The sequence below is a fragment of the Streptomyces sp. 351MFTsu5.1 genome (assembly GCF_000383655.1).
In the GTDB taxonomy this organism is placed as follows: domain Bacteria; phylum Actinomycetota; class Actinomycetes; order Streptomycetales; family Streptomycetaceae; genus Streptomyces; species Streptomyces griseorubiginosus.
In genome coordinates this window covers 1-17,547 of sequence record NZ_KB911799.1, presented here as the reverse complement: position 1 = coordinate 17,547, position 17,547 = coordinate 1, and the positions used below count along the sequence as shown (strand labels likewise).

Sequence of the window (17,547 nt, the reverse complement as noted above, 5' to 3'; positions counted from 1 at the left end):
CTCAGCAGAGCGGAACAGGAAAGTCCAACGGGCCCTCGTCAGCCGGCCTTCCGCTGGCAGGGCACGCAGAACCGCGTGTAGGGCAGGATCTCCAGGCGCTCCACCGGGATCGGCCTGGAACAGCCGCCGCAGATGCCGTAGCTGCCGTTGTCCAGGCGGGTGAAGGCGGCCTCCACCTCGGCGAGGACCCGCCGGACGGTGTCCTTCTGCGTGGCGATCACCTGGTCCTCCGCGTCGGCCCGGCCCTCCTCGATCGCCCGCAGCTGGGTGAGCCGGGAGGTGCGTTCGTGTTCGAGACGCTGGAGGGCCTCGTGGGCCGTCAACCGCTCACGGCGGGTTTCGGCACGGGGCATGTCGAGGGGCATGGCAGATCCTTCCTTCCGTGAGGAGGCGGCCGAACGGCGGGCTCCGTCCGGGCGTCCTGTTCGCTCCGCAGGGGCGCCGGGTTGGTGTCTCCACCGTGGCCGAGATGCCGCGCGAATCCCATCGGGCGCGATACCCATCTCCGGCGCAGCACGGGGTCCGTCGGCACGGGGGCGGGCGGGACCCGGGAAATGGGGACTGGCACCCATCGACAGCCCGAGCGGCAGCGGGCAGCCTGGGCAGTTGGACGGGCAGGAAGCAGCTGACACGGCTCACGCCCGGATCGTTCGGTGACCGTCGGTGCGGACAGACCGCGTCACACGGAGAAAGGCGATGTCGCGGTGTCCCTGTTCTGGCGGATCTTCGCCCTCAACGCGGTCGTGCTCGGAAGCGCGACCGCGCTGCTGCTGTGGGCTCCGGTCACCGTCTCCGTCCCGGTGTTGCTCACCGAGGCGGTCATCCTCGTGGGCGGTCTGGTCGTCATGCTGGTGGCCAACGCGGCCCTGCTGCGGATCGGTCTGGCACCGCTCGACCGGCTCACGCGGCTCATGGCCACGGTCGATCTGCTGCGGCCCGGGCAGCGTCTGCCGGAAGGCGGCCACGGTCAGACCGCCGAGCTGATCCGCACCTTCAACGCCATGCTCGAACGCCTCGAACACGAACGGGCGTCCAGCAGCGCCCGCGCCCTCTCCGCCCAGGAGGCGGAGCGGCGTCGCATCGCGCAGGAACTCCACGACGAGGTGGGCCAGAGCATGACGGCGATCCTCCTGTCGCTGGAGCGGGCCGCCGACGAGGCGGACGAGCCGTTGCGCGGTGAGCTGCGGCAGATGCAGGAGATCACCCGGGGCAGTCTGGACGAGGTGCGCCGACTGGTGCGCCGGCTGCGGCCGGGCGTGCTCGAGGACCTCGGCCTGGTCAGCGCCCTGACCTCGCTGACCGGCGAGTTCGCCACGCATGTGGCACTGCGGGTGGTGCGCCGCTTCGACACCGGCCTGCCCCCGCTGGACCAGCAGACGGAACTGGTCCTCTACCGCGTCGCCCAGGAGGCCCTGACCAACGCGGCTCGCCACGCCGAGGCCGAGAAGGTCGAGGTGAGCCTGCGGCACAACGGGGACACGGTGGCGCTGGCCGTCGTCGACGACGGCCGCGGAACCCGGGCCGCCCCCGAAGGCGCGGGGATGCGCGGCATGCGGGAGCGGGCTCTGCTCGTCGGAGCCGTGCTCGACGTCACCTCCCAGCCGCAGGCCGGTACCGAGGTCCGGCTCACCGTGCCCCTCAGGAAGCAGCCATGACCACGCCCCACACCCCTGTGATCCGTATCCTCCTCGCTGACGACCACGCGCTGGTACGGCGCGGTGTGCGGCTCATCCTCGACCGGGAACCCGACCTCGAGGTCGTCGCCGAGGCGGGCGACGGGGCGGAGGCCGTCGAACTGGCCCGCACCCACCCGATCGACCTGGCGGTGATGGACATCGCCATGCCCCGGATGACCGGTCTCCAGGCCACCCGCGAACTCGTCGCACGCCGGCCCGGCCTGCGCGTACTCATGCTGACGATGCACGACAACGAGCAGTACTTCTTCCAGGCACTCAAGGCCGGAGCCGACGGATACGTGCTGAAGTCGGTGGCCGACCGCGATCTGGTGGCGGCCTGCCGGGCTGCCATGCGTGACGAGCCCTTCCTGTATCCGGGCGCGGTCACCGCCCTGATCCGCACCCACCTCGACCGGGTCCGCGACGGCGAGGAACCGCCCGAGCAGGTGCTGACCCCGCGCGAGGAGGAGGTCCTCAAGCTGGTGGCCGAGGGCCACTCCTCCAAGGAGATCGCCGAACTGCTCTTCATCAGCATCAAGACCGTCCACCGGCACCGCGAGAATTTGCTGCACAAGCTCGGCATGCGTGACCGTCTGCAACTCACCCGCTATGCCATCCGCGCCGGGCTCATCGAGGCCTGAACGGACCGGACGGCAGGGGCAGTTCTTCCGTTACGACACCTCGGACAGGGAGGGAGGAGCAGGGATGCCCCGTTCCGCGTACGCCGTTTCGCGCATGCGGAACCCGGTGGCAGATGCCGTATGGGCCGTCCTGCTCGCTGCCGTCCTCACCCTGCTCGGCCCGGTCCTCCTGGGCGGTGAGCAGTGCCCTACGGCAGGCGGCCCGAACCTCACGGCCGGAGCCGGACCGGCCTCCGCCCAGGCCCGCGTCGAAGCCGCGGAGCCGGCGGTCTCCCCCGCCGCCGTACGCAGTCAAGGGGATGTCACCGGCGAACGACACGCACCACCGGGTGCCGCCCCGTGCCCGACGCCCCTTGCGGCCCCCGTTCTGCTCCAGCCCGTGCGGCCCGTGGCACCGACGGAAGGCACGCCCGCACGTCCGGCGTTCCGTCACGAGGGACGGGCGCCGCCTTCCCCCTCCGGCATCTGAGCTCTGCCCTTTCCTTCCCCGGCCGTGGCCACCGTCTCGGCCGCGGTGTGCTCGCCGGAGGCCCCTGTGCACCGTCCCGTGAACCGATCCGCACGCGTCAGAGGACTGATCGCCCTCGCCGCTGTCGCCCTTTCCCTGTACGTCGCGCTCACCGTGCCCGTCCACCTCGGACTCGATCTGCGAGGCGGCACCCAGATCGTGCTGGAGACCCGGCCCACGACTGCCGCCGAGGCCGACGGCGAGGCCACGGACCGCACGCTGGAGGTGCTGCGCGGCCGGGTCGACGCCCTGGGCGTCGCCGAACCCTCCCTCACCCGCTCCGGCAGCGACCGGATCATCGTCGAACTCCCCGGACTCCAGGATCCCCGCAAGGCGGCCGACGTCCTCGGCCGCACCGCCCAACTCTCCTTTCACCCGGTAGACGGCACCGACGACTCCGCCGAACCACTGCCTAAACGCCCCCGCGGGGAGGTGCTGCCGGACGAGTCCGGCCAGTCGTTGCGCCTGGGGCCTGCCGCGCTGACCGGCAAGGACGTCGAGAAGGCGGCCGCCCGGTTCGATCCCCAGGGCGGCGGATGGCACGTGACCGTCGACTTCAAGGGCGCGGGCGAGAGGGGATGGGCCCGGCTGACCGGCGAAGCGGCCTGCCACCCTGCGGGGGACCCGGGTCGCCGGGTCGCCATCGTCCTGGACGGCAAGGTCATCTCCTCCCCGCAGGTCGACCCGTCCGTCGCCTGCCGCGCCGGCATCGGCGGCGGCTCCACGCAGATCACCGGCACCTTCGACGACAGCGAGGCCAAGGAGCTCGCCCTGCTCATCAGCGGCGGCGCACTGCCGGTGCCGGTGGACACCGTCGAACAGCGCACCGTCGGCCCCACGCTGGGCGCCGAAGCCATCACGGCCAGCGCGTGGGCGGCCGTCATCGGCACCGCGCTGACCTCGCTGTTCATCATCGTCGTCTACCGGCTCATGGGGTTCCTGGCGATGGTGGCGCTCCTCTCCTACGGCCTCATCTCCTACGCCGCCCTCGCCGCCCTCGGAGCCACCCTCACGCTGCCCGGCCTCGCCGGATTCGTGCTGGCCATCGGTATGGCCGTCGACGCCAACGTGCTCGTGTTCGAACGTGCCCGTGAGGAGTACGCCTCGGGCCCCCACCGCACCCCGCGGTCGTCGCTGACCGCCGGGTTCCGCAAAGCCTTCAGCGCGATCGCCGACTCCAACATCACCACCCTCATCGCGGCCGGTCTGCTGTTCTTCCTGGCATCCGGGCCCGTGCGGGGGTTCGGCGTCACGCTGGGCATCGGGGTCCTGGCGTCCATGGTGAGCGCTCTGGTCGTCACCCGTGCCCTGGCCGAGTTCGCCGTCGCCCGTCCCTGTCTGCGGCAACGCCCCCGGCTGACGGGCATCGCGCACACCGGCGCCGTCCGCGACCGCCTCAGCCGCAGGAACCCGGACCTGATGCGGCACCCGCGCCGCTGGCTGGCCGTCTCCGCGGCCGTGCTCGTCCTGGCCGCCTCCGGCATCGCCGCGCGAGGCCTCGACTTCGGCGTCGAGTTCACCGGCGGCCGGCTCGGCGAATACAGCACGGACACGCCTGTCGACCCCGGCCGGGCCCGCGCCGCGCTCGCCGACGCGGGGTTCCCGCAAGCCGTCGTCCAGACCTCGGGTGAGAACCGGCTCACCGTCCGCACGCACCACCTGGACAACACACAGGCGGCCGCCGTCACCGACACCGTCGCCGGTCTGACGGAGCGAGCCGACAAGGTCCGTGACGAAGCCATCGGTCCCAGTCTCGGCGAGGAACTGCGCCGAGGCGCCGTGGTGGCCCTGGTCGTCGCCCTCGGCGCCCAACTCGTCTATCTCGCGGCCCGTTTCCGCTGGCTGCTGGGCACTTCCGCGGTCGCCGCCCTGGCCCACGACGTCGTGATCCTCGTCGGTGTCTTCGCCTGGCTCGGCAAGAGCATCGACGGCGTCTTCCTGGCCGCGCTGCTGACCGTCATCGGCTACTCGGTCAACGACTCCGTCGTCGTCTTCGACCGGGTCAGGGAACTCGGCCGCAGTGACCGGAGACTGCCCTTCGCCCGGGTCGCCAACCTGGCACTGCTGCAGACCCTGCCCCGCACCGTCAACACCGGAATGGGCGCCGCGTTCATCCTCACCTCGCTGGCGGTCCTCGGCGGCGACACCCTGACCGACTTCGCCCTGGCCCTCCTCATCGGTCTCGCGGTGGGCACCTACTCCTCGATGTTCACCGCCACACCGCTGGCCGTGGAACTGCACCGGCGGACGTCCGCGCAACCACCCCCGTCCCCACGGTCGCGATGAGCGTCCCCGAGCGCAGGACTCCTGGGACCCGGCCCGAACCCGGCTCCGGCTCCCAGGAGTTCGGCGAACCTCCTCCCTACCCGTCCCACGACGTGAGACATCCTGCTCATGCCGGTGCCACGGAACCGTCGGTGTGGTTGTCTGGCTCCATGACCGTGCTTGTGACCCGCCGCCACGTGGACTACGTGCGTGTCACCACCACGGGTTGTCACGCCGCGAGCTGACGCCGCGCTCCGGCTTCTGAGCAGCACCTCTCTCCTTCTCACCGCTTCGCGCTGACCGCAGCCCCTCCTCGGGCGCGGCCCGCAGCGCCGCGGTTCCCGCACGCCTTCCCGTCCTCACCCTCTGCACCGGGAGCACCACCATGAGCCAGCCTCTCGACTCCGTCACCGCCGGCCACACCCCCGACGAGACACCCGCAGGACCCGACACCTCCGCCTGGTCGTTCGAGACCAAGCAGATCCACGCCGGAGCGGCACCCGATCCGACGACCGGCGCCCGCGCCACGCCCATCTACCAGACGACCTCGTTCGTCTTCCGCGACACCCAGCACGCCGCTGACCTGTTCTCGCTGGCGGAGCCCGGCAACATCTACACCCGTATCCACAACCCCACGCAGGACGTCTTCGAGCAGCGGATCGCAGCCCTGGAGGGCGGGGTCGCAGCCGTGGCGCTGTCGTCCGGGCAGGCCGCGGAGACGCTCGCGATCCTGACGCTCGCGAGCGCGGGTGACCACATCGTCTCCAGCACCTCGCTGTACGGCGGCACCTACAACCTGTTCCGGCACACGCTGCCCAAGTTCGGCATCGAGGTCTCCTTCGTCGACGACCCGGACGACGCCGGCGCCTGGCGGGCGGCGATCCGGCCGAACACCAAGGCGCTGTTCGCGGAGACGCTGGGCAACCCGCGCGGCAACGTGCTCGACGTGCGGGCGGTCGCGGACGTGGCGCACGGGGCCGGGGTGCCGCTGATCGTGGACAACACGGTCCCGACCCCGTACCTGCTGCGGCCCATCGAGCACGGCGCCGACATCGTCGTGCACTCGGCGACCAAGTTCCTCGGCGGTCACGGCACCGCGATCGCGGGTGTCGTGGTGGACGGCGGCACCTTCGACTTCGGCGCCCACGCCGACCGCTTCCCCGACTTCACCGAGCCCGACCCCAGCTACCACGGCCTGCGGTACTGGCCCGCCCTCGGGCCGGGCGCCTTCGCCGTCAAGCTCCGGGTGCAGCTGCTGCGCGACCTCGGCCCGGCGCTCTCCCCGCACTCCGCGTTCCTGCTGCTCCAGGGCGTGGAGACGCTGAGCCTGCGCATCGAGCGGCACTCCTCGAACGCCCTGGCGCTGGCCCAGTGGCTGGAGCAGCGGGACGAGGTCGCGGCCGTCCACTATCCGGGTCTCGAGTCCAACCGCTGGTACGAGGCGGGGCAGAAGTACCTGCCGCGGGGTGCCGGTGCCATCGTCTCGTTCGAGCTGCGGGACGGCGTCGAGGCGGGCAGGCGGTTCGTGGACGCCGTCGAGCTGTTCAGCCACCTCGCCAACATCGGTGACGTCCGCAGCCTCATCATCCATCCGGCGTCCACCACCCACAGCCAGCTCGACGAGGCGCAGTTGGCGGCCACCGGCACCTCCCCCGGACTGGTGCGGCTGTCGGTCGGCATCGAGAACCTCGCCGACCTGAAGGCCGATCTGGAGGCGGGGTTCCGCGCGGCCAAGGGCGCGTCCTGAACACCGTACCGACGCCTTCCGAGGTCCCCCTCCCGCCGGCCACCGGGGCCTGGCGGGAGGGGGACCCGCCCGGGCGGCGCCAGTGGTACGCCGGCGAGAAGCCGCTCGTGTTGGAAGCGGGGGGTGAACTGCCCGCCGTACGGCTGGCGTTCGAGACGTGGGGGCGGCTGTTGCCGGACGCCTCCAACGCCGTTCTCGTCCTGCACGCCCTCACCGGGGACAGCCACGTCGCCGGCCCCGCCGGTCCGGGGCACCCGACGCCCGGCTGGTGGGACGCTCTTGTCGGGCAGGGGCGGGCGCTGGACACGGACCGCTGGTTCGTCGTGGCACCGAACGTGCTCGGCGGCTGCCAGGGCAGTACGGGGCCGTCGTCCCTCGCCGCGGGCGGCCGCCCCTGGGGCGGGGGCTTCCCCTTCCTGACCCAGCGCGACCAGGTCGCGGCCGAGACCGGCCTGGCCGACGCGCTGGGGATCGACCGTTGGGCGCTGGTGGTCGGCGGCTCGATGGGCGGTATGCGGGCACTGGAGTGGGCCGTCGCGCATCCGCAGCGCACGGGTGCTCTCCTGCTGCTCGCGACGACGGCAGCGGCGAGCGCCGAGCAGATCGCCCTGGCCGGCATCCAGGTGCACGCCATCCGTTCCGATCCTCACTGGCAGGGCGGCGACTACCACGACACCGGCCGCGGGCCCCACACGGGGCTCGGCCTCGCCCGACGGCTCGCGCACGTCAGCTACCGCAGCGAGCCCGAACTCGCCGTCCGCTTCGGCCGTACGACCCAGGCCTCGGAGGATCCCTGGAGCGGCGGCCGGTACCAGGTCGAGTCCTATCTCGACCACCACGCGGCCAAGTTGGTGCGCCGCTTCGACGCCGGCAGTTACGTCGTCCTGTCCGAGGCCATGAACAGTCACGACGTCGGCAGGGACCGCGGCGGCCTGCGCGCCGCGCTGCGCCGGGTGACCGCCCCCACGCTGGTGGCCGGAGTCGACTCCGACCGCCTCTATCCGCCCTCGCAGCAGGCGGAGTTGGCCGCGGGCATTCCCTCGGCCGATGACCTCCGGCTGATCGAATCCCCCTACGGCCACGACGGCTTCCTGATCGAGGTGGAGCAAGTCGCTTCGCTCGTGCGGGAGTTGCTGGCGACTACGACTACCGGCATCGCGTGAGGCACCGGATCACCTTGAGCGGAATCACGTGATCGTGAACGCTGCGGTTCGCCCTCCACGGGCGGCACGGGCGATCCCCCGTTCGTGCGGCGAGGAGCTCCAACACGCCTGGTTATGCTGTCGGTTCGGTTCCGGGGCTGGGGGGTTCAGCGTGACTGGTGGCTACGACGTCGTTCGCGAAGTGGCGGTGCCGTCCGGCCTGGGAGTGGTGGCCGACCTGGCACCGGTGCACGACGGTGAGCGGCCCGCGTGGCTGGCGCTGGGCGAAGACGGCACGATCAGCCGTTGGGACGTGGCGACCGGCCGTCACGAGGCCGTCGCGACCACCACCGTCCCGGACGAACCCGACGACGACCCGTTCGACGGCCGTCAGCTGCGCAGGCACCTGCACGCCTCCCACGACGGCAGGTTCGCCGCGGTGGTCAACGACTACGGCCGGTTCGGGGAGGTGCTCGACCTGCGGACCGGTGAGATCACGCTGGACCTGGAGAACGACGGCTACCACCAGGAGACGGTGCCGTTCTCGCTGGCGTTCGGGCAGAGCCGTGGGCGCTGCGTGGTGGTCCACCGCACGGCATGGAACCGGCTGGACGTGTCGGACGCGCGAACGGGGTCGCTGCTGACCGACCGGTCCCTCCCCGAGCTGCCGGAGCAGGGGCCCGCGCCGGAGCATCACCTCGACTACTTCCACGGCGCCCTGTATGTGAGCCCCGACGGCAGGCGGATCCTGGACGACGGTTGGGTGTGGCATCCGTTCGGCTTCCCTTCCGTGTGGAACCTCGACGACTGGATCGAGGACAACGTGTGGGAGTCCGAGAACGGCCCGAGCCGGGTCGACGTGTGCGACCGTGCGTACTACTGGGACCACGCCATGACCTGGATCGACTCCGCCCGGATCGCCGTCGAGGGAATCGGCACCGACGACGAGGACATGCTGCCCGGCGCGCGGATCTTCGACACGACCCGGACCGGCGAGCACCGGATGGCCGTGGAACTCCTGGCGTTCGAGGGCCCGGTCGGCCCGTTCTTCAGCGACGGCACGCGTCTCTTCAGCGGCGGGGCGAGCGGCCTGTCGATCTGGGATCCGGCCCGGGGGGACCTCCTGGGGGCTGTTCCCGGGATCTCCCCCACCCATCATCACGCGAGCGCCGGGCAGTTCCTCGAGCTCGCGGACGGCGTGGTCCGACTGTGGAGTGCGTGACCGGCTGGAACGCCGGGTTCGACGTCCCAGCGGCGTGACGGGGTGTGCCGGATCCCTCGAACGGTCCGTCCAGTCGCGACAGGTGTCCGTGAGGGGGATTTCATGGACGCCATGTCCCCCATCGAGAGCGCATGCCGCCGGCCCCTTCGCTCCGCCGCGGCACTGGGCCTGGTGGCGGCGCTGGCCGTCGGCTGTACCCAGTCGGATGCCGGCACCACCGCCGCCCTCGCCCGCCCGGCCGCCAGGACGTCGCCGCTGCCCACGGTCCCACCCGCCCAGCCGCCGTCGCAGCTGACCCGGGCCAAGGTCGAGACCGCGGTGGGCCGGCTGGACGGCGTCGTACAGGACGCCATGCGCCGCACCGGTGTGCCCGGAGTCGCCGTGGGCGTGGTGTACGACGACAAGGTGATGTACCTCAAGGGGTTCGGCACGCGGAAGGTGGGCACGAAGGACCGGGTCGGAGCGGACACGGTCTTCCAGCTCGCCTCGGTCTCCAAGCCCGTCGCCTCCACCGTGGTCGCCGCCGCCGTGGGTGAGAAGACCGTCGGCTGGGACGACCCGGTCGTCAAGTACACGCCCGGCTTCGCGCTCAAGGACCCGTGGGTCAGCCGCCATGTCACGCTGGCCGACCTGTTCGCGCATCGCAGCGGACTGCCCGACCACGCCGGAGATCTGCTCGAAGACCTCGGCTACGACCGCTCCTACATCCTGGACCACCTGCGCTACGAACCGCTGGCCCCCTTCCGGGCCCACTACGCGTACACCAACTTCGGCCTGACCGAGGCCGCCGTCGCCACCGCGCGGGCGGCGGGGACCAGCTGGGAGAAGCTGTCCGCCGACAAGGTGTACAAGCCGCTCGGGATGGACTCCACCAGCTCTCTCTTCGCCGACTACGAGAAGGCGGGCAACAAGGCCTCCTTGCATGTGAAGGACGGGGACACCTGGAGTGCCTCGTACGTGCGCAACCCGGATGCCCAGAGCCCGGCGGGCGGGGCCAGTTCCACGGTCCGCGACATGACGAAGTGGCTGCGCCTGCAACTGGGCAACGGGAAGTTCGAGGGGCAGCAGGTCGTCGACGCCGCCGCGCTGGAGCAGACCCACCTGCCGTACATGCTCTCCGCGCCGCCTCACACACCCGCGGGCCGGGCCGGGTTCTACGGGCTCGGCTGGAACGTGAGCTACGACGACGAGGGCAGGCTGAAGCTCGGCCACTCCGGTGGCTTCGCGCTGGGGGCGGCCACCAACGTCGCCTTGCTGCCCTCGGAGAAGCTCGGCATCGTCGTCCTGACCAACGGCGAGCCGATCGGTGTGCCCGAGGCGATCTCCAGCACGTTCCTCGACACCGCGCAGACGGGCGGGCCGACCGTCGACTGGCTGACGTTCCTCGGGCCGGTCTTCCAGCAGACCCTGCAGGGGGAACGCTCGAAGGTCGACTACAGCAAGCCCCCGGCCTCGCCCGCACCCGCCAAGGCGAACAGCGCCTACACCGGGACGTACACCAATCAGTACTACGGCCCGTTGACCGTCAGCGCCCAGGACAACAAGCTCACCATGCAGCTCGGGCCCAAGAAGCAACGGTTCGTCCTGACCCACTACGACGGCGACACCTTCAGCTATCGCACCACCGGCGAGAACGCCGTCGGCTTGTCCGGCGTGACATTCACCGTCGGGTCCGGCGGACGCGCCGACAAGGTCCGGGTCGAAAATCTCGACACGAACGGTATCGGCACTTTCACCAGGAACGACTGAGACGGGGCTGTGCGGCCGGTACCCATCACCCGGCCCGCACCTCTACGCTCCGGACATGGTGACTCAGCCCGAGGACCAGGGCAGGGACGTCGTCGAGAACGCCGGCGCGGACCGTCCGCTGCTTGCGGAGCGCTGGCGGGCATTGTCACGGCCCGCCCAGGTGACGATCGCGGTGTCGTCGACCGCTGTCGCCCTGGGCGCGGCCCTCGGATACGTGGCCGCCACGCGCCCTCCGCCCCCACCGCCCGACCCGGTCGCCGCCACCACCGTCCGGATCACTTCCGTGCAGATGCCCCAGGGCTCCGGCCTCGATTTCGGCGTCACCGTCCGCATCGCATCCGCCTCCGCCGTGACGCTCACGGGAACCAGACAGGGCTACGACGGCTTCCTGCAGACCCGGCCCGTACCGGTCGCCGTCCTCCCGCCAGGCAGCGTCCTCGTCCTGCACACGCGCCTCAACGTGTACTGCCAGCTGCCGCTCCCGCCCCCTGGGACGCCACTGCTCTTCGTGACCGTGCGCAACGCCCGCCGGGAAGGCCGGGCTCCGGTCGTCCCCACCGCGGCCCAGACCGCCGCCATCGACGACGCCGTGCAGCGGATCTGCCTCCACTGAGCAGCGCGCAGACCGTGGGCGTACGACAACGGGGCGCCCCCAGCGGCGCCCCGTCTCGTGTCGTCGTCGCCGGTCAGTCGGCCGGGGTCAGGGCGACCTCGGCGCTGCCCGAGAGGGACGGCAGGCCGGCCGGGGGCGTGTCGGTGTAGGTGGCGTTGAAGACGGCCTTGAGGTTGTCCGAACCGGAGTGGCCGCCGTCCACGAAGGTCTTGAACGATCCGGAGCAGCCGTTGCTCGTCGACAGCGGGTGCCCGTGCGAGTCGTGGCCGAGGATGAACGAGACGCTGACCTTCGCGCAGTCCACCGGCTGGTCGTCGGTTACGGTGACCTGCCAGGTGACCGTGTCACCCCAGTGGAACGGGGTGCCGCCGTGCGGGGCCGGGTCGGTGGTGAGCGCGACGACCGGCGCCTTGTTGCCGACGACGACGGGAACCGACGCGGAGGCCGAACGCCCGGTGCTGTCGGTGACCTTCAGTGTGGCGTCGTAGACGGCGTTCTCGGTGAACGTGTGCTTCGGGTTCGCCTCCCTGGAGTCGACCGTGCCGTTCGCGTCGAAGTCCCAGGCGTAGCGCAGGGCGTCACCGTCGGCGTCCGTCGTGCCGGCGCTGGAGAACTGGACGGTCAACGGGGTGGTGCCGTTGACCACGTCGGCTGCCACCTTGGGCTCCGGGGTGCGGTTGCCGCGGGTGAAGTCGATGCGGGAGAGCTGGGCCTCGGGCAGTTCCGCGAAGTACCCGGTGCCGTATTCGAGGACGTACAGGGCGCCGTCGGGGCCGAACTCGGCGTCGATCGGGCCGTCCGTCTTGATCGTGGGGATCGCGTCCTCGATCTTGAGGACCTCGTTCTTCTTGCCGAGGGTGATGGCCTTCATCTGGTCGCGGGTCCACTCGTAGAAGAGCGGCTTGCCGTCGAAGTACTGGGGCCAGCGGTTCTGGGCCTTGTTGCCCTTGTCGTACTGGTAGACCGGGCCGCCCATGGGGCCGATGCCGCCCGTGCCGAGTTCGGGGAAGTCCGGGGTGGCGCCGTAACCGTAGACGATCTCCGCGTTCTCGACCGGAGGCAGCTCGCTGCGGCCGGTGTTGTGGCGCGAGTCGTTGACGGGCTTGGCGCAGTCGAAGGCGCCGCTCGACTTCTGGGTGGCGAAGTCGTAGTCCTGGTACGGCATTTCCTGGGTCACGCAGAAGGGCCAGCCGTAGTTCGCGGGGCGGTCGATGACCATCCAGCGGCCCTGGCCGGCGGGGCCGCGGTTCGGGTTGGCGGTGTTGGCGTCGGGCGAGTAGTCGCCGACGTAGACCTCGCCGGTCCTGTCGTCGACGCCGAAGCGGAACGGGTTGCGCAGGCCCATGGCGTAGATCTCGGGGCGGGTCTTCGGGGTGCCCGGGGCGAAGAGGTTGCCGTGCGGTATCCGGTATCCGCCGCCGGGCTTGACCTGGATGCGCAGGACCTTGCCGCGCAGGTCGTTGGTGTTGCCGGCGGTGCGCCGCGCGTCGTAGGCCGGGTTGCGGTCGGCGCGGTCGTCGAGCGGGGCGTAGCCGTCGGAGGAGAACGGGTTGGAGTCGTCGCCGGTCGACAGGAACAGGGTGCCCTTGCGGTCGAAGTCGATCTTTCCGCCGACGTGACAGCAGATGCCGCGGTCGGCGGGTACCTCGATGACCTTCTGCTCGGTGGCGAAGTCGAGCTTGTTGCCCACGAGTTTGAACCGTGACAGACGGGTGACGCCCTTGTACTTCGCGAAGTCCGCGTCCGTGCCGAACTCGGGTGCGTCCCCTTCGTTGACGCCGGGGGTGGCCGGGTCGTCCATGGGGGTGTCCAGGCGGGGCGAGTAGTAGAGGTACACCCAGTGGTTCTTGGCGAAGCCGGGGTCGACGGCGATGCCCTGCACGCCCTCTTCGTCGTGCTGGTAGAGGCCCGCGGGGCTCTTCTTCATGTCGGCGGCGAGGAAGTTCACGCCGCTCTTGGGGTCGTGGATGCGGACCTCGCCGGTGCGTGCCGTGTGCAGCACCCGCCGGTCGGGGAGGACGGCGAGGGCCATGGGCTCGCCGGGGCGGTCGTTGAGGGTGACCTTCTGGAAGTCCGACGCGGCCGGCGGAGCGGGGTCCGGCTTGGCGGCCTGCGCCGGGGTGAGGGGCAGGAGCCCTACGGCTCCGGCCAAGGCAGCCGCCCCCACGAGGGTGACGATCCGTCTGTTGCGCACTCGGAACTCCTTTGGTCTGGCCTGCGGGTGAGAGGAAATGCCAGGCGGAATGCGTGAGTTGGACGCCAAGGCGCCCACTTCCGGCACCTGCCCGACGCCAGCACGCCGGGCAGGCACCATGGGTGACACGTCGTCAGTGGCGGGCGCGCAGGGCCGCGAGGTTCTGGTAGCCGATGCGGGCGAAGTCCAGGGACTGGCCGGGCACGGTCGTGCTGGGCGCGTTGTCCTGCTCGACCATCGGGTTGCGGTAGTTCTTCGCCCCCACCCGGGTGAAGAAGCGCCGGTAGTCGATGTCGCCCGTGCCGAACGGCACCATGTCGTAGCCCATGCCGTTCTGCAGGTTGACGACACCGTCCTTGGCGTGGAACAGCGGGAAGCGGGCGCTGTTGCGCTGGACGAGGGCGGCCGGGTCGAAGACGTCCTCGCGCTGGGAGCCGTCGTGGGCGGTGTAGGTGTGGAACTTGTACTGGGCCACGTGCGCCCAGAAGACGTCCAGCTCCAGGTAGACGCTCTTGCGGTCGGTCACCTTCAGGAAGTACTCCAGCTTGCGGATGCCGGAGCTGCGCGTCGGCCGGCCCTGGGCGTCGAGCGGGCCCCCGTCGAGCAGGAAGTCGTAGGCGGCGTCGTGGTTGTGGGTGTACAGCTTGATGCCCTCACGGCGGGCGATGGCGCCCAGCGTGTTCCACTTCTCCGCGGCGACGTCCCAGTCGGCCCGGTAGGGCGTGTTGGTGGGGTCGGCGCCGGTGCCCATGTGGTCCATGCCGATGATGTTGGCGATCTCCAGCCAGCGCTTGAAGGTGTCCCGGTCCGCCGCCGTGAGCGGCCAGGACGGCGGGATGTACCCGTGGCTGCCCTGTGCCCGCAGGCCGTACTCGTCGAGCCAGGAGCGCAGGAGCTTCGCGCCCTGGACCGTGCCCAGGTCGGCGCCACCGGCCGCGTTGGCGTGCTGGCCGTATCCGGCGAACTCCACCTGGCGGTAGCCGAAGCGCGACAGCTGCTTGAACACCTCGCGGAAGCCGGAGGGCAGGTCGGAGGCGAGCGGGTCGCGGGCTGTCGCGTCCCTGACGGTGTAGAGGATGATGCCGCGCTTGTGCGGCGGGACCAGGGCGGAACGGCCGTGGTCGTGGCCGCCGGCCTGGGCTCTGTCCTGCGCCAGGGCGGGGCCGGCGCCGAAGACCGGGGCCGCGATCGCCGCCCCGGTGACGGCCGTGCAGGTGCTGAGGAAGCGGCGTCGGCTGACGCCGAGGGTGCGGCGCAGGGCGTCGCCGGTGACGGCTTCGTCGTTGAACGCGGTCACAGGGGTCTCACTTTCGTCGTCGCGGTGCTGCGGGTGCCTCGCGGCTTCCGTCTCCGCCTCGGGCGGGGACGGCGAACCGCGGGAGAAGGGACTTCACTTCGGTGGCCGCTGCACGGCCGGGTACTGCGCGGGGGGTGGGGCAGCGGGGGATGGAGAACAGGACGAGCGGACGGGAGTCGACGCCCGGAGGAGGGGTTGCATCGAGGGGGTGCCGGGCCGAGGGGGCCATCGCTCTACGGCGACGCAGTCGGCGCTTGTCGCGGGGCGGCCGGTGGCCGGAAGGGGCCCATCACGGTGCCTCCCGCAGGCGGTCGGCGAAGGACAGCAGGGCGGTGAACTGCTCCGAGAGACCCGCCGGTCCCCCGTCGGGATCCTTGAAGTAGAAGCCCAGTTGCGGCAGCGGCCCGGACAGACCCGCCTCGTGGGCGCGGGCGACGAGGCGGGCCAGGTCGAGTACGAGGGGCGCGGCCAGGGCCGAGTCACAGCCCTGCCAGGTCGTCTGGAGGATCATCCGCGTGCCGAGAAAGCCGTCGAAGGCGATGTGGTCCCAGGCGGTCTTCCAGTCGCCGAGCGCGGGTACGTCGTCGATGTGCACCTCGCCCTGCGGTGCGTGCCCGAGCGTGTCGGCCAGTACGCGTTCCTTGCCGGCGTTCTTCGCCGCTGCGGCGGCCGGGTCGGCCAGGGCGGCCCCGTCACCGCCGCCCAGCAGATTGGTGCCGGACCAGGCGCGCACGGCAAGGGCCCGCTGGACGAACATCGGCGCGAGCACGGCGCGCAGCAGGGTCTGGCCGGTCTTGCCGTCCCGGCCCGCGTGCGGCAGCGCCCGGGCAGCGGCGGCTTCCGTGAGGGCCGGGGTGCGCAGTCCGGTGGACGGCGTGAAGTTGACGTAGGGGCAGCCGGCTCGCACGGCGGCGGCCGCGTACAGGGAGCTGGGTGGCAGCCGCACGGCGTCCGGCGCCGGGAGCGGCTCGGTGGACGAGACGTTGACGACGACCACCCGGGCCAGCGCGTTGCGCACACGGAACGAGGTGAGGTCGGCCGCGAAGTCCGCGACGAGTTCCTCGTCGCTTCGCGGGTCGTCGGGAAGCGGGCCGCCGAGCCGTATCTCCTCGTCCGCGGCCTGGAGTTCGGCGCGTACGGCGGGTGCGAGTCCGTGCGGCAGGACGCCCGCTTCGGTGAGGTGTTCGGCCCGCTTCGGCAGCGGGGAGTGAACGGTGTCGTGGCCGCCGAAGACGAGTGAGGTCAGGGGCGGCAGACCGGTGCCGTCGAAGGGCGCCGTCTCGGTGACCATGCCGGTCGGAGGGTGCAGTCCGGCGGCGACGGCCGCACATCCGGCGACAGCGGTGGTGGCGACCGATCCGCGGGCTCCGACGAACCAGACACCGGTACGTGCGGTGGTCCCGGCGGTCCCGGGCTTCGATGCGTTCCCGTCGTTGTTCACGGGCTGCCTCCCTGCCATGTCGATGGTCCGGTGCGGTTGGAGGACGGTCGGCGAAGGCTCGGGGCCTCTCACCACCGTCGGCATGGGGACGGCTTCGGCCGCGGTCCGGAGGGCTGCTCCGTGGCGGTGGACGCGGCTGCGGCGTGGGGGGGGGCGGCCAGGGGCCGCCGGTCCGAGGTGCGGGGTCTGCGGGGTCGTCCTTCGTCGGTCGGTCGAACGAGGGTGCGCCGTACGGCCTCAACGCGTCGTCAGTTGCGAACCACTGTGTGGTTCCTGTACTCGAAGGGACCGTAGCCCCGTTCGTCCTTGGCCGGAACCCCTTGCGCAGCGAAACGGCGAACTTCTTCCAGAATCAGGACAAAGACGGTTCAGAGCAGCCCGGATGGGCCCGGCGGCCGCGTTGTGACGGTTTGTCAGCGGCACGCCAGGTTCGCGTTCGCGTGATGGACGGCCTAGTTCTCGCCGCCTCCGAATGCGGCGTCGAAGGAGGCCGAGGGGGCCTCGAAGTCGTATCGCCTGAGACTCTTCAGCGCTTCCGGGGCGCCCTGGAGCCGGTCCATCCCGGCGTCCTCCCACTCGACCGAGATAGGCCCCTGGTAGTCGATGGAGCGCAGCATGCGGAAGACGTCTTCCCAGGGGACGTCGCCGTGGCCGGCGGAGACGAAGTCCCAGCCGCGGCGGGGATCGCCCCAGGCCAGGTGGGAGCCCAGGCGGCCGTTGCGGCCGTCCAGACGTGTGCGGGCCTCTTTGCAGTCCACGTGGTAGATCCGCTCGCGGAAGTCGTAGAGGAAGCCGACCGGGTCCAGGTCCTGCCACACGAAATGGGAGGGGTCGAAGTTCAGGCCGAACGCGGGCCGGTGACCCACGGCCTCCAGGGCGCGCTGGGTGGTCCAGTAGTCGTAGGCGATCTCGCTGGGATGGACCTCGTGGGCGAACCGCACGCCCTCGGCGTCGAAGACGTCCAGGATCGGGTTCCAGCGCTCGGCGAAGTCCTCGTAACCGCGGTCGATCATCGCCTGGGGTGCGGGCGGGAACATCGCGACCAGGTGCCA

At 71.2% G+C, this 17,547-nt stretch carries 14 protein-coding genes; 9 read left to right on the top strand and 5 right to left on the bottom strand.

Annotation, left to right across the window (positions count from 1 at the left end):
• Positions 1–38 precede the first annotated feature (38 nt).
• The gene (locus H295_RS0137815) at positions 39–365 is read right to left on the bottom strand and encodes a TraR/DksA family transcriptional regulator (RefSeq protein WP_020140562.1); all 327 of its coding nucleotides are present in this window, start codon (positions 363–365) and stop codon (positions 39–41) included.
• A 339-nt stretch (positions 366–704) separates the two neighbouring features.
• Between H295_RS0137815 and H295_RS0137810 the strand changes: the two genes are divergently transcribed.
• The 9 genes from H295_RS0137810 to H295_RS0137775 all read left to right on the top strand — a co-directional run bounded on the left by H295_RS0137810 (position 705) and on the right by H295_RS0137775 (position 11,563).
• Positions 705–1,655 (top strand): HAMP domain-containing sensor histidine kinase, encoded by a 951-nt coding sequence (locus H295_RS0137810; protein ID WP_028810121.1) that lies wholly within the window; start codon positions 705–707, stop codon positions 1,653–1,655.
• Positions 1,652–2,317 (top strand): response regulator, encoded by a 666-nt coding sequence (locus H295_RS0137805; protein WP_020140560.1) that lies wholly within the window; start codon positions 1,652–1,654, stop codon positions 2,315–2,317. The genes H295_RS0137810 and H295_RS0137805 overlap by 4 nt, the downstream gene beginning before the upstream one ends.
• 64 nt (positions 2,318–2,381) lie before the next feature.
• Positions 2,382–2,786 (top strand): hypothetical protein, encoded by a 405-nt coding sequence (locus tag H295_RS47345; RefSeq protein WP_158691109.1) that lies wholly within the window; start codon positions 2,382–2,384, stop codon positions 2,784–2,786.
• 78 nt (positions 2,787–2,864) lie between these two features.
• Complete coding sequence (gene secD, locus H295_RS0137800; RefSeq protein WP_043218663.1) at positions 2,865–5,111, top strand: protein translocase subunit SecD; 2,247 nt, start codon at positions 2,865–2,867, stop codon at positions 5,109–5,111.
• A gap of 364 nt (positions 5,112–5,475) precedes the next feature.
• Positions 5,476–6,837: a bifunctional o-acetylhomoserine/o-acetylserine sulfhydrylase gene (locus tag H295_RS44195; RefSeq protein ID WP_020140558.1), complete on the top strand. Its 1,362-nt coding sequence runs from the start codon at positions 5,476–5,478 to the stop codon at positions 6,835–6,837.
• Positions 6,834–8,000, top strand: a complete 1,167-nt coding sequence (gene metX / locus H295_RS0137790; protein WP_078616869.1) for a homoserine O-acetyltransferase MetX — start codon at positions 6,834–6,836, stop codon at positions 7,998–8,000. The genes H295_RS44195 and metX overlap by 4 nt, the downstream gene beginning before the upstream one ends.
• A 151-nt stretch (positions 8,001–8,151) precedes the next feature.
• Entirely contained in the window at positions 8,152–9,201 is a 1,050-nt protein-coding gene (locus H295_RS44190; RefSeq protein WP_051135681.1) for a hypothetical protein, read from the top strand.
• A gap of 102 nt (positions 9,202–9,303) precedes the next feature.
• On the top strand, positions 9,304–10,950 hold the full coding sequence (locus H295_RS0137780; RefSeq protein ID WP_020140555.1) for a serine hydrolase: 1,647 nt from the start codon (positions 9,304–9,306) through the stop codon (positions 10,948–10,950).
• Between the two features lie 55 nt (positions 10,951–11,005).
• Positions 11,006–11,563: a hypothetical protein gene (locus tag H295_RS0137775; RefSeq protein WP_020140554.1), complete on the top strand. Its 558-nt coding sequence runs from the start codon at positions 11,006–11,008 to the stop codon at positions 11,561–11,563.
• A gap of 73 nt (positions 11,564–11,636) precedes the next feature.
• Here the strand turns inward: H295_RS0137775 and H295_RS0137770 are convergent, their stop codons facing one another.
• The 4 genes from H295_RS0137770 to H295_RS0137755 all read right to left on the bottom strand — a co-directional run.
• Positions 11,637–13,757, bottom strand: a complete 2,121-nt coding sequence (locus H295_RS0137770; protein WP_020140553.1) for a PQQ-dependent sugar dehydrogenase — start codon at positions 13,755–13,757, stop codon at positions 11,637–11,639.
• A gap of 133 nt (positions 13,758–13,890) precedes the next feature.
• Positions 13,891–15,054, bottom strand: a complete 1,164-nt coding sequence (locus H295_RS0137765; RefSeq protein ID WP_020140552.1) for a sugar phosphate isomerase/epimerase family protein — start codon at positions 15,052–15,054, stop codon at positions 13,891–13,893.
• Between the two features lie 289 nt (positions 15,055–15,343).
• On the bottom strand, positions 15,344–16,495 hold the full coding sequence (locus tag H295_RS0137760) for an inositol-3-phosphate synthase (protein WP_020140551.1): 1,152 nt from the start codon (positions 16,493–16,495) through the stop codon (positions 15,344–15,346).
• 452 nt (positions 16,496–16,947) lie between these two features.
• A partial coding sequence (locus H295_RS0137755; protein WP_020140550.1) for a sugar phosphate isomerase/epimerase family protein occupies positions 16,948–17,547 on the bottom strand: 600 nt, incomplete at its 5' end.

Coding starts and splice junctions, on each gene's coding strand:
- H295_RS44195 (WP_020140558.1), top strand. CDS start 5,476: ATGAGCCAGCCTCTCGACTCCGTCACCGCCGGCCACACCCCCGACGAG.
- H295_RS0137805 (WP_020140560.1), top strand. CDS start 1,652: ATGACCACGCCCCACACCCCTGTGATCCGTATCCTCCTCGCTGACGAC.
- H295_RS0137775 (WP_020140554.1), top strand. CDS start 11,006: ATGGTGACTCAGCCCGAGGACCAGGGCAGGGACGTCGTCGAGAACGCC.
- H295_RS0137815 (WP_020140562.1), bottom strand. CDS start 365: ATGCCCCTCGACATGCCCCGTGCCGAAACCCGCCGTGAGCGGTTGACG.
- H295_RS47345 (WP_158691109.1), top strand. CDS start 2,382: ATGCCCCGTTCCGCGTACGCCGTTTCGCGCATGCGGAACCCGGTGGCA.
- H295_RS0137780 (WP_020140555.1), top strand. CDS start 9,304: ATGGACGCCATGTCCCCCATCGAGAGCGCATGCCGCCGGCCCCTTCGC.